At 50.5% G+C, this 11,954-nt stretch carries 10 protein-coding genes and 2 rRNA genes; 8 read left to right on the top strand and 4 right to left on the bottom strand.

Going from position 1 to position 11,954, the window contains the following annotated elements; translation table 11 throughout:
* Window positions 1-9: 9 nt before the first annotated feature.
* Window positions 10-1,347 (bottom strand): putative aminohydrolase SsnA, encoded by a 1,338-nt coding sequence (gene ssnA, locus A0U42_RS06080; protein WP_065360277.1) that lies wholly within the window; start codon window positions 1,345-1,347, stop codon window positions 10-12.
* 311 nt (window positions 1,348-1,658) lie between these two features.
* Here ssnA and A0U42_RS06085 point away from each other — a divergent pair, with 311 nt between their 5' ends.
* The 6 genes from A0U42_RS06085 to A0U42_RS06110 all read left to right on the top strand — a co-directional run bounded on the left by A0U42_RS06085 (window position 1,659) and on the right by A0U42_RS06110 (window position 8,694).
* Entirely contained in the window at window positions 1,659-2,297 is a 639-nt protein-coding gene (locus A0U42_RS06085; RefSeq protein ID WP_044502968.1) for a transcriptional regulator, read from the top strand.
* A 199-nt stretch (window positions 2,298-2,496) separates the two neighbouring features.
* Window positions 2,497-3,705 (top strand): diaminopropionate ammonia-lyase, encoded by a 1,209-nt coding sequence (gene dpaL / locus A0U42_RS06090; protein ID WP_065360278.1) that lies wholly within the window; start codon window positions 2,497-2,499, stop codon window positions 3,703-3,705.
* A 42-nt stretch (window positions 3,706-3,747) separates the two neighbouring features.
* Window positions 3,748-5,067, top strand: coding sequence for a YgeY family selenium metabolism-linked hydrolase (locus A0U42_RS06095; RefSeq protein WP_065360279.1), 1,320 nt, complete (start codon window positions 3,748-3,750; stop codon window positions 5,065-5,067).
* Between the two features lie 31 nt (window positions 5,068-5,098).
* Window positions 5,099-6,292: a knotted carbamoyltransferase YgeW gene (gene ygeW, locus A0U42_RS06100; protein ID WP_065360280.1), complete on the top strand. Its 1,194-nt coding sequence runs from the start codon at window positions 5,099-5,101 to the stop codon at window positions 6,290-6,292.
* Window positions 6,293-6,357: 65 nt separating this feature from the next.
* Window positions 6,358-7,308, top strand: a complete 951-nt coding sequence (arcC, locus tag A0U42_RS06105) for a carbamate kinase (RefSeq protein WP_065360281.1) — start codon at window positions 6,358-6,360, stop codon at window positions 7,306-7,308.
* Window positions 7,309-7,323: 15 nt separating this feature from the next.
* Window positions 7,324-8,694 (top strand): uracil-xanthine permease family protein, encoded by a 1,371-nt coding sequence (locus A0U42_RS06110; RefSeq protein ID WP_218055528.1) that lies wholly within the window; start codon window positions 7,324-7,326, stop codon window positions 8,692-8,694.
* Here the strand turns inward: A0U42_RS06110 and A0U42_RS06115 are convergent.
* Complete coding sequence (locus A0U42_RS06115) at window positions 8,660-9,550, bottom strand: LysR family transcriptional regulator (protein ID WP_044502973.1); 891 nt, start codon at window positions 9,548-9,550, stop codon at window positions 8,660-8,662. The two genes, A0U42_RS06110 and A0U42_RS06115, sit on opposite strands and share 35 nt — an antisense overlap.
* A gap of 108 nt (window positions 9,551-9,658) precedes the next feature.
* Here A0U42_RS06115 and A0U42_RS06120 point away from each other — a divergent pair, with 108 nt between their 5' ends.
* Window positions 9,659-10,540 carry a DMT family transporter gene (locus A0U42_RS06120; protein WP_065360282.1) on the top strand — a complete coding sequence of 294 codons (882 nt, stop codon included), beginning with the start codon at window positions 9,659-9,661 and terminating at the stop codon, window positions 10,538-10,540.
* A gap of 43 nt (window positions 10,541-10,583) precedes the next feature.
* The gene (locus tag A0U42_RS06125) at window positions 10,584-10,994 is read left to right on the top strand and encodes a hypothetical protein (protein WP_065360283.1); all 411 of its coding nucleotides are present in this window, start codon (window positions 10,584-10,586) and stop codon (window positions 10,992-10,994) included.
* Between the two features lie 435 nt (window positions 10,995-11,429).
* On the opposite strand, the gene rrf is transcribed toward A0U42_RS06125, so the two are convergent.
* Window positions 11,430-11,546, bottom strand: a 5S ribosomal RNA gene (gene rrf / locus A0U42_RS06135).
* 299 nt (window positions 11,547-11,845) lie between these two features.
* A 23S ribosomal RNA gene (locus A0U42_RS11700) occupies window positions 11,846-11,954 on the bottom strand; the annotation flags it as partial.

The following is an 11,954-nucleotide window of genomic DNA, read 5'->3' on the forward strand; positions in this document are numbered from 1 at the left end:
TATTCCTCCTTACAAATAGCCATTAATGCGCCCGGCCAAAACGGCGGCACCTTCACGAATCTTAGCCATTAATGCCGGTTCGTCGACAGCGGTCAGTTCTCGATCTTTCATGAGAACCTTGCCGTTGGCAATGGTCGTAACCACATTGCGCCCGGTCATGCCAAACAAGATATGGCCGTTGATGTTTTCTTCATTCATCGGCGTCGGTGCCGTATAATCAAGAACGATGACGTCAGCTGCAGCCCCTTCCTTCAAGACGCCTAAAGGGGCCTTAAAGTAGCGGTTGGCTATGACAGCATTATTTTCAAACAACATCTTCGGGACTTCCGCCCAGGCAGCCGTCGCATCACAGAGATGATGTTTATGCAGGATATTGGCCACCTTATAGGACTCGATCATATCATGGGTGTAACCGTCGGTTCCCAAGCCGGTCAGGATTCCGCGATGAACCATCTCCATCGTCGGCGGGCAGCCGCAGGCATTCCCCATATTTGACTCAGGATTGTGAACGACCATCGTATCCGTTTCTTTGATGAGATCCATCTCGTGGCTATTGACATAGATACAGTGACCGAGAAGAGTCTTCGGTCCAAGGATATTCCAATCATAGAGACGGTCGACGATGCGCTTGCCATGTTTCTGTAAGCAGTCATGCAGATCTTCAATTCCTTCAGCGACGTGGATGTGATAACCTACCTCGTCCGGTTTGTGTTCTGCCGCCAAGGCTAAGGTCTCATCGCTGAGCGTAAACTGCGCGTGCATACCCATCATACCGGCCAGCATATCCGTCGTATCTTGCTGAGTGTGACGAATCCAGGCTTCATTTTCCAAGACCGCCTGCCGCGCCTTATCGAGACCGTCCCGGTCAGACACTTCATAGCACAGACAGGAACGAACGCCCATTTCTTGTGCAGCCTGTCCGATGGCAAACAGGCTGTCCTTGATTTCGCCGAAGCTGGCATGGTGGTCAAAAATCGTCGTCACGCCGTTCTTAATGCATTCGACGTACGTCGCCATAGCGCTCAAGTACGTCAGGTCATTCGTCAAATGGCGGTCAATATTCCACCAAAGCCCGTCCAAGATATCTAAAAAGCCTTGCGGCGCATAACCCTCAATTTGAAGGCCTCGGGCCATAGCGCTGTAGATATGTTCATGCGTATTAATAAAGGCCGGCAGGATGACTCCGTCTTTCGCGTCGATAAACGAGGCTTCCGGAAAATGCTTGCGCAGGTCTTCGGTCCGGCCTACACCACAAATTTTTGTCCCGTCTATGGCAACGGCACCATCAGGAACATATGGATTGTGCGTATCTCGCGTCACGACATGTCCATTTCCTACGATAATCATATAAACCCCTCCTTCGTCGTATAAAACACTGACGACGCTGTTATCAATTGTGTTTTTATCATATCGTCATTGTCGTTTGTGAATCTACCTTAATACTACCGTCTTGCGATGTATCTGTCAAACTTTTTTGAGACTAAAAAATTTTGTTGTTAATTTTATTATAGCCTGCCGTTAAGGATGATTTTTTGACATATATATTTTTTCCAATAACCGTTACTTTCTCCTAAAAATATGGTATAGTAACATTACCTAAAAAATATTTAGCAGAACAGCTAATAATCTGTTTTCTGTCATAGAGAGAGGTGTCTTTTATGTTAGACGATGCCGTCCTTAACTTTTTACGCCATTTAGCCAAAGGGCTGGCCGACCAGTTCGGACCAAACTGTGAAGTCGTCATCCACGACCTGAGTGACAATTACAAAGAAAATTCCATTGTAGCCATTGAAAACGGCCATGTTTCAAACCGAAAAGTCGGTGACGGGCCGTCTCTTGCCGTTCTAGACGCCCTGCGAAACGACCCGCAAAACGTCGAAGATCACGCCAGCTACCTTACCAAGACCAAAGACGGCCGCATCTTAAAATCGACGACCATCTACATTCGCAATGACGAGCAAAAAATCATCGGCGTCTTCTCGATCAACTACGATATTACCGAGCTGATTATGATTGAAAACGCCATAAAACCCTTGGTATCGGTCGACTCCAAAGAAAAGGCCAGCCCCATTCCGCAGAATGTCACCGACCTCCTCAACGATCTCATCGAAGAGTCGACGCGTCAAGTCGGCAAACCCGTTCCCCTCATGACCCGCGAAGACAAAATAAAAGCCATTAAGTTCTTAAATGACCGCGGCGCCTTACTCATCACCAAGGCCGGCGATAAGATTTCCAAGCACTTCGGAATTTCAAAATACACCTTATATAGTTATATAGACAGCAGCAGCGAATCGTAAAAGAGGCCGTAAGGCCTCTTTTTTATTATGCCTAAAACCGATAGCCTTCTTTCTGCTCTTGCAAAAAAAGTGTAGCAACCAAATAGATTTTTAGGTTTATCCTATTGCAAATCCGCATACTCATGTTATACTTTAGGTATACAAAAACTTTTAGATTGTCTAAAATATTTTTTTCAGTTTATTTTAGGAGGTACGGATTATGAAAAAGGATATGAAATGGGCCATGAATCATTTGCCCAAATCAGATGATAAAAATCTCCCCATCATGAGCCTCAGTGAAATCAAAAAGGCCCGAGCTTTCCATCAGAGCTTCCCCCAGTACAGCGAAACACCGCTTACGCGCCTCGATCAGATGGCTCACTACTTAGGCCTGGGTTCGATTTTTGTCAAAGACGAATCGTATCGTTTCGGCCTCAACGCCTTTAAAGTCCTCGGCGGCTCCTACTCCATGGCCAAGTACATCGCCAAAGAAACGAATCGCCGAATTGAAGACATGCCTTACCAGGTGCTGACGTCTGATGAGCTCCGAAAGGATTTCGGACAGGCGACCTTCTTTACGGCAACCGACGGCAATCACGGCCGCGGCGTCGCCTGGGCAGCACAAAAGCTGGGACAAAAAGCAGTCGTTCACATGCCCAAGGGTACGACCCAAACCCGTTTGGAAAACATCAAAAAGCTGGGTGCTGACGTCGATATCTTAGAACTCAACTACGACGACTGTGTCCGTCAAGCCGCCAAGGAAGCCGCTGAAACGCCGCACGGCGTCATGGTTCAGGATACAGCCTGGGACGGCTACGAAGAAATCCCGTCGTGGATCATGCAGGGCTATGGGACAATGGCCATGGAAGCGGGCGAACAGTTGAAGAAAGCCGGGGTGGAACGGCCGACGCATATCTTCGTTCAAGCCGGGGTCGGCTCTCTGGCCGGCGCCATCGTCGGATATTTTGCCAATCTCTATAAAGACAATCCGCCGAAATTCATCATCGTAGAAGCCTCGGCAGCGGACTGCCTGTATAAAGGTGCGGCTGCCGGTGACGGCAAACCCCGCATCGTCGGCGGCGACCTCAACACCATCATGGCCGGCCTTGCCTGCGGAGAACCGAATACCATTTCCTGGGACATCCTCAAGAACCACGTCACGACATTCATTTCTGCCGATGATCCGGTCACGGTCCGCGGCATGCGCCTGCTGGCAGCTCCCTTAAAAGGAGACGCTCCTATCATTTCCGGCGAATCCGGTGCCGTCCCCTTTGGTGCCCTGGCTACCATCATGCTGTCTGATGAATGTAAAGAACTGCGCAGCCAATTAGGCCTCGATGAAAATTCCCAAGTGCTCGCTTTTTCAACAGAAGGCGATACTGATCCGGAACGCTATAAAAATATCGTTTGGCGCGGCTTAGACAAATAAAAGACCTCACAAGAGAATCATTATATAAAAGGAGAGAATACCATGACTGTAAATTACGCCAAGATTAAAGAAGCAGCTCAAAACTACGAAAAGGATATGACCCGTTTCCTGCGGGACATCGTAAAATACCCCGGTGAAAGCTGTGACGAAAAAGCCCATATCGACCGCATTGCCGAAGAAATGAAAAAACTTGAATTCGACAAGGTTGAAATCGATCCCATGGGCAACGTCCTCGGCTATATGGGAACGGGAAAGACCCTCATCGGCTTCGATGCCCACATCGATACCGTCGGCATCGGCAATAAGGGCAACTGGAACTTCGATCCCTATGAAGGTTTTGAATCGGACACGGAAATCGGCGGCCGCGGCACATCGGACCAACTCGGTGGCATCGTATCGGCCGTTTACGGAGCCCGCATCATGAAAGACTTAGGCTTATTATCCGATGCCTATACGGTTCTCGTTACCGGTACCGTTCAGGAAGAAGACTGCGACGGCCTCTGCTGGCAGTACATCATCAACGAAGACAAGGTTCGCCCGGACTTCGTAGTCTCGACGGAACCGACCGATGGCGGCATCTACCGCGGTCAGCGCGGACGCATGGAAATCCGCGTCGACGTCCAAGGCGTTTCCTGCCACGGTTCTGCACCGGAACGCGGTGACAACGCCATTTACAAGATGGCTGACATCATCCAGGATATCCGTGCCCTCAATGAAAATGACGCCGCTGACACGACGGAAATCAAGGGCCTCGTAAAAATGCTCGACAAGAAATATAACCCGGAATGGGAAGAAGCCAACTTCCTCGGCCGCGGCACCGTTACCTGCTCACAGATTTTCTACACCTCCCCCAGCCGCTGTGCCGTTGCCGACTCCTGCTCCATTTCCCTCGACCGCCGCATGACAGCCGGCGAAACGTGGGAAAGTTGTCTCGACGAAATCCGCGCCTTGCCGAGTGTTAAAAAGTACGGCAAAGACGTCAAAGTCAGCTTATACGACTACGCCCGCCCGAGCTATACCGGCCTGACATACCCCATTGAATGCTACTTCCCGACCTGGGTCATCCCCAAGGATCACAAAGTTACGACAGCCTTAGAAGAAGCCTATACGGGCCTCTTCGGAAATAGCCGCATCGGTTCGGCTGAAACGGAAGAAATGCGAAAAGCCCTGCCCCTTACGGATAAATGGACCTTCTCGACGAACGGTGTTTCCATCATGGGCCGTAACGGCATCCCCGTCATCGGTTTCGGTCCCGGCGCGGAAGCCCAGGCCCATGCTCCGAATGAAAAGACTTGGAAACAGGATTTAGTGACCTGTGCCGCCGTTTACGCTGCCTTACCATCCGTTTACACCAGCAAATAAGTTTAATTCACCTAAAAGGAGAGACACTCTGATGAAAACATTACAGGATTATATCGATAAATTAAAGGCCCTCAACTTCAAAGAAATGTATGAAAACGATTTTTTCCTCACCTGGGATAAGACCGACGACGAATTGGAAGCCATCTGGGTTTTAGCCGACGCTCTTCGTTTCATGCGGGAACATAACATTTCTACCAAACTCTTTGAAAGCGGTCTCGGCATTTCCATCTTCCGTGACAATTCGACGCGTACCCGCTTTTCCTTTGCCTCGGCCTGCAATCTCTTAGGACTCCAGGTTCAGGACCTCGATGAAAAGAAGAGCCAGATTGCCCACGGCGAAACAGTCCGCGAAACGGCTAACATGATTTCCTTCATGGCCGACGTCATCGGTATCCGCGACGACATGTATATCGGCAAAGGCCATGCTTACCAAAAAGAAGTCGTCGACGCCGTCACCCAGGGCTATAAAGACGGGATTCTCGAACAGAAACCGACCTTAGTCAACCTCCAATGCGACATCGACCATCCGACCCAATGTATGGCCGACGCAGCTCATATCATCCACGAAATGGGCGGCCTGGAAAACCTGAAAGGCAAAAAAATCGCCATGACCTGGGCCTACTCCCCATCATACGGCAAACCCTTGTCCGTTCCCCAAGGCGTCATCGGCCTCATGACCCGCCTCGGCATGGACGTCGTCTTGGCCCATCCCGAAGGGTATGAAGTCATGCCCGACGTCGTCGACGTCGCCAAAAAGAATGCTCAGCAGTCGGGAGGATCCTTCCGCATCACCAACGACATGGCCGACGCCTTCAAAGACGCTGACGTCGTCTATCCCAAGAGCTGGGCTCCCTTTGCCGCCATGGAAAAGAGAACCAATCTCTACGCCGCCGGTGACCAGGCCGGTATCGATGCCTTAGAACAAGAGCTGCTGGCGCAAAATGCCCAGCATAAAGACTGGTGCTGTACGGAAGACATGATGAAGACGACAAAAGACGGCAAAGCCATGTACCTCCACTGCCTGCCGGCCGATATCAACGGCGTCAGCTGTGAAGACGGCGAAGTCGAAGCCTCCGTATTCGATCGTTACCGCGATTCCCTCTACAAAGAGGCCAGCTATAAACCCTATGTCATCGCCGCCATGATTATGCTGGCGAAATGTGAAGACCCGGCAGCTACCTTAAAAGCATTGGAAGAAAAAGGTACTGTCCGTAAACTGAAATAAACCTGCAGCCGTGAAAGGGGCCGGTCCTCTGGGCCGGCCCCTCTTTTCATAAAAGGAGCATTATTATGACTCAAAAAAAGAAGCGCATCGTCATCGCCCTCGGAGGAAACGCCTTGGGCAACACTCTCCCCGAACAGATGATGGCCGTCAAAACGACGGCAAAAGCTATTGTCGATCTCATCCAAGAAGGTTGTGAAGTCATCGTTTCTCATGGAAACGGCCCGCAAGTAGGCATGATCAATCACGCCATGGCCGCTTTGAGCCGGGAAGATGCCAATCAGCCCAATACGCCCTTATCGGTCTGTGTCGCCATGAGCCAGGCCTACATCGGCTATGATTTGCAGAATGCATTACGTGAAGAAATGCACAATCGTGACATCTTCGATATCCCTGTTGCCACCATGGTTACCCAGGTCCGTGTAGATCCGGAAGACCCGGCCTTTAAGAGCCCGACCAAACCCATCGGCCATTTTATGACCAAGGAACAAGCCGAACACGCCGCCAAAGAATACGGCTACATCGTCAAAGAAGACGCCGGCCGCGGTTGGCGCCGTGTCGTCGCTTCCCCCCTTCCTCGTGAAATCATCGAAATCGGTGCCATTAAAACCCTCGTCGATTCAGGACAGCTGGTCATCGCCTGTGGCGGCGGCGGCATCCCCGTCATCCATCAGGGCAATCACTTGAGAGGGGCCAGTGCCGTCATCGACAAAGACTTTGTCAGCGAACTCTTGGCCGAAGACCTCCACGCCGACTACTTGATTATCCTGACAGCCGTCGAAAACGTCGCAATCCGCTTCGGGACACCGGAGGAACAAGCCTTGCACGATATCACGACGGAAGAAGCCCGGACCTATATGGAACAAGGACACTTCGCTCCCGGTTCGATGCTGCCCAAAGTCCAGGCAGCCGTCCAATTTGCCGAGTCCCGTCCGGGACGCACGGCCCTCATTACGTTACTGCAAAAGGCAAAAGAAGGCATCCTTGGAAAAACAGGTACCCGCATTCACCAGCCTTAAAGGAGGTGCACCATTGTGGAAAAGCTACCGATTTCAAACACCCGCAGCGCCTCACTCTTTGCCATGGACGGCATTCCCCATTTCTTTGAAGCCCTGCCCTTAGCCTTACAGCACGTCGTGGCCATGATTGTCGGCTGCGTTACGCCGGCCATCATCGTCGCCGGTGCTGCAGGACTCTCCCAGCCTGACCGAGTCGTACTCATTCAGGCCTCCCTTATCGCAGCTGCCATCGGCACGATTCTTCAGCTCTATCCCCTGGGAAAGCGTACGGGACTTCACTTCGGCGCCGGCCTTCCGGTCATCTTCGGCGTCAGCTTTGCCTACGTTCCGACCATGCAGTCTCTCGCCGGTGAATACGGAATTGCCGCCATCTTAGGTGCTGAAATTTTCGGCGGAATCTGCGCCATCCTGGTAGGGCTCAGCATCCATCGCATCCGGAAATTCTTTCCGCCCCTCGTTGCCGGGACCGTCGTCTTTACCATCGGTCTCTCCCTCTATCCCATTGCCATAAACTATATGGCCGGCGGCGTCGGAACTCCGACCTACGGCAGCTGGCAGAACTGGGTCGTCGCCTTATTTACCCTAGTTGTTGTGATATTTTTCACTCATTTTGCCAGTGGTCTCCTTCGCCTGGCCTCCATCCTGGTCGGCATCGTAGCCGGATATCTACTGGCCCTGGCCATGGGCATGGTACAATTCGACAACGTCATGAACGCCGGGTATTTTGAAATGCCGCGGATACTGCACTTCGGATTAGAATTCGATCCTGCCGCCTGTATCGCCATTTCGATCCTATTCGTCATCAATTCCATCCAGGCCATCGGCGATTTTTCGGCCACTACATCAGGCGCCATGAACCGCCAACCCACGTCAGACGAACTCCACGGAGCCATCTTAGGCTTAGGAGCTACCAGCATCTTGGGATCCGTCCTGGGCTTTTTACCGACAGCCTCATTCAGCCAGAATGTCGGCATCGTCACGACGACAAAAGTCATCAATCGGGCCACCTTGGCGCTGGCAGCCATCATCATCCTCATCGCCGGCATCGTTCCCAAGTTTTCCGGCCTCTTGACGACGATTCCCTACGCCGTTCTCGGCGGAGCCACCATCCCGGTCTTTGCCTCCATTGCCATGACCGGCATCAAACTGGCTCTGTCTGACGGTGCTACACCGCGCAACATGGCTATCGTCGGACTGGCCGTCGCCATGGGCATGGGTCTTTCGGCAGCCCCGGAATCACTCTATCTCTTCCCGGCCTGGGTCACGACGATATTCGGCAAAGCCCCCGTCGTTTTGGCCTCTATGATTGCCATCAGCCTCAACCTCATCTTACCCAAAAGACACGGTTCTCCTAGTGAGTCGTCATCGGCAGCCGCATCTGACTGATTCCGTCCTTGACGTATTTTATGAATTTTTTGACAGCGGGAGCCGCCATATCCCGACTGGGAATGGCAATGCCGATGGTAATCGTATGGACCGGATCCATCGGTAAAATAGCCACCTTCCCCTGCCATTGAGCCGTCATAAGGCGGTTGTTCATGCTGACCCCCAAACCAGCTTCTACCATGCGGTACGTCGTGTAATTATCAATGGCCGTATAACGAACCTTACAGGAAATATTCTCAGCTTTCAAGAGCAGGGCCGAATCCGTATCCTGTTGAGGCAGTGATTCAATAAAGGATTCATTCGCTAACTCCTTCAAGGGATAGGCTTTAGCCTTGGCCAAGGGATGATTTTCCGGCAGCCACATGACCATTTCATCTTCACACAAAGGAATCCAATCTCCCGAAAAAGGGCGCTTCGTCGTAATGCAACAGTCGAAGCGCCCTTCTTCGAGCCCTTCATACATCGACTTATTGGCACATTCTTCAATATGGACGTGAACGGAAGGATAGGTCTGTTGAAAGGCCTGAATGATTTGGGGGAGCCAGTTCGCAGCAACGCTGAAATAAGAGCCGATATAAATATCACCCGCCGTCAGACCGCGAAGCTGGGCACTGTATTGAAGTATCGTCTCTTCATCGCGAATGAGTTGCCGCAAGAAAGGCAAGACAGCCGTCCCTTCACGTGTCAGATAGACGCCCTGGGCCGTTCTCCCTAAAAGAGGAAAGCCAATTTCCTTTTCAAGGGACGTAACGGCACGCATGACCCCGGACGGAGTATAACCCAGCCGTTCCGCTGCCGCAGAAAAACTACCGGCTCGAACGACTTGCAAGAGAAGTCTACATTTTTCCGTATTCACAAAAATCACCTTTGCTTTTTTATCAATTCCTCATATATTATTTTGCTATTCTCTCCATGCTGATTATAGCGTATCATAAAAGTAAGAAAAAAGTAAGGAGGTTTTTGTATGAAACAGGGAACTGCTGAATTATTACTCCTCACAGTTATCGTCTCACGAAGCATTTCTTATCTATTATCAAAAATCGGCCTCCATGGGGTGCCTCCCTTAGAATTACTGGCTATCCGCTTTTTCCTGACTACCATCATTTTACTGATTATTTTTCATAAGCGGCTGCCAAATATCACACCGGCCCTTTTCAAGGCCGCCGGCTTGTTAGGAACGCTGCTCTTCTGTTGTATGGCCTGTGAACTGATCAGCTTAACAACAGTTCCCTCTTCAACGGTTGCATTCTTGGAAAACACGTCCGTCGTCTGGGTCCTCCTGCTCATGGCCATCCTCAATCGCCAGTGGCCGGGAAAACAAGTATTGCTGGCAACGACACTGCTCTTTATCGGCATCGCCTGTCTCACTCTCCAAGGGGCAGCCCTCAGTCTGGAACCAGGTGAAATCATCTGCCTGACCGGGGCCCTCTTTTATACCGTATGGATCTGCCTGACAGCCCGCCTGGCTCGAGAGTATGATCCTTTATTGCTGGGAATCCTACAGATGGGATTTCTCGCCGTTTACAGTACCACTGCCAGCCTGCTGTTTGAAGTGACCGTCATCCCCACCGATACGACAACGTGGTCGGCCATCATCGCCTTGGTTCTCATCTGCTCGGTCTTCGGATTTACCTTCCAGCCCGTAGCTCAAAAATATACCAGTGCTGAAAAAGCCGGCTTATTTACGGCCTTGAATCCCTTAATCGCATCCGTTCTCGGTGCATTTTTCCTCAATGAAATGTTTACAACGACTCAATTAATCGGAGCCATCTTCATCATCACAGGAATCATCATCGTTCAATTACCGAATAAAATTCTCTGTAAACTACATTCCTATCCAAACTAATACCCTTAAGTAAAAATCAACGAATTATGAAGGAGATATACCCATGAAAAAATATATTGTCCTCATAATGCTGGCGTTAGCCCTTCCCGTTTTGACGACGCCCCCTGCCTTTGCTGACCAGGCGACTGCCCTACAGGAATCTTCCGTGTTTTCTGATTTGTACGGCCTGCGCCGCACTCAGGAAATGACGGTAATCAGTCCCGATGACGCTGTTAGCCATTCCTTTTACGGCCTAAAAATCGGCGATAAAAAAAGTGACGTCATAAAGACGCTTCGTCCGGCCTTTACCCTTATGTACGAATTAAAAGCCATTGGGCCTGCTTATTTATTGAGTGATGTCGTCTATCCCGACTACTATCTGACCGTATCCTTTGATGAAAATGACCGCGTGTCCATGATTGTCTATCAGGAAAATAAGAAGTACCACATTATGACGGATAGTTTAAATTCCTAGGCGCTGCTCCGTTTGATAGCCATCTCGTCAGATCATTAAATTTGTCTCCCATTTTTTATCTCCTTTTATTCGCTCTGCTAAGTAATTACAGCAGGGCATATATATGGAAGAAGCACTGGCATTCGTCAGTGCTTCTTTTGCGTTGTTAAGATATATGGTTTTGAGAAGGGCAGTCTCGTCGTCTTCGACATCCATCGTAAGTGATGCTGCATAGGTAAGATTACTTCGGTCTGGTCGCCTCCGGCTTCCTGCTAAAGAGATACCGCATAGTTCCGGCATCGGCCTTCTAGTCGTCTTGCGACATCCATCCGGAAAGCGGTCACATCGCCACGCCAACGGCAATCCGGTCGTCTTCGACATCCGTCGTAATTTTTATTTCATTTCATTTTTCATATAATAAAAGAAGCACTAGCATTTGCTAGTGCTTCTTTGCTGAATCAGCGGCTTCCTATCCTCCCAGGGGGCCTCCCCCCAAGTACTTTCGGCGTTTGCGGCCTTAACTGCTGTGTTCGGCATGGGAACAGGTGGATCCCCGCAGCTATCGCCACTGAATTATGTTTCAGGATTCGTATCCTGACAACTGCATAAAAATGTTTGTCTTAACTGCCTATTCTTCTGAATACTTTCCTTAAGTACTGTCACATTATGCTGAATGCGGCAGTCTGGTCGCCTTCGGCATCCGTCATTTAAGATGCCACATTTCTGAGTCCTTATACTAGTCGCCTTTCGGCTTCCAGTCTGGGATTTTATCTGTTTCCAGATTCCCTTACCCACTCCGAAGCCTTGCTTCGGAGTAAGCGACTCACGAAGGTTTATGCGTCCCTACGGTCCTTTAAACCTGGTTCGCTGCTTAAGTCAAGTCCTCGGTCTATTAGTACCGGTCCGCTCCATACATCGCTGTACTTCCACTTCCGGCCTATCAACCACATCGACTTTGTGGGCCCTTACTTGGTTTCACAA

This window comes from Megasphaera sp. DISK 18 (genome assembly GCF_001682955.1).
Lineage (GTDB): Bacteria > Bacillota > Negativicutes > Veillonellales > Megasphaeraceae > Megasphaera > Megasphaera massiliensis.

Bases quoted from the DNA above. Each gene is read 5' to 3' on its own strand.
- ssnA (WP_065360277.1), bottom strand. From the start codon at position 1,347: ATGATTATCGTAGGAAATGGACATGTCGTGACGCGAGATACGCACAAT.
- A0U42_RS06085 (WP_044502968.1), top strand. From the start codon at position 1,659: ATGTTAGACGATGCCGTCCTTAACTTTTTACGCCATTTAGCCAAAGGG.
- dpaL (WP_065360278.1), top strand. From the start codon at position 2,497: ATGAAAAAGGATATGAAATGGGCCATGAATCATTTGCCCAAATCAGAT.
- A0U42_RS06095 (WP_065360279.1), top strand. From the start codon at position 3,748: ATGACTGTAAATTACGCCAAGATTAAAGAAGCAGCTCAAAACTACGAA.
- ygeW (WP_065360280.1), top strand. From the start codon at position 5,099: ATGAAAACATTACAGGATTATATCGATAAATTAAAGGCCCTCAACTTC.
- arcC (WP_065360281.1), top strand. From the start codon at position 6,358: ATGACTCAAAAAAAGAAGCGCATCGTCATCGCCCTCGGAGGAAACGCC.
- A0U42_RS06120 (WP_065360282.1), top strand. From the start codon at position 9,659: ATGAAACAGGGAACTGCTGAATTATTACTCCTCACAGTTATCGTCTCA.
- A0U42_RS06125 (WP_065360283.1), top strand. From the start codon at position 10,584: ATGAAAAAATATATTGTCCTCATAATGCTGGCGTTAGCCCTTCCCGTT.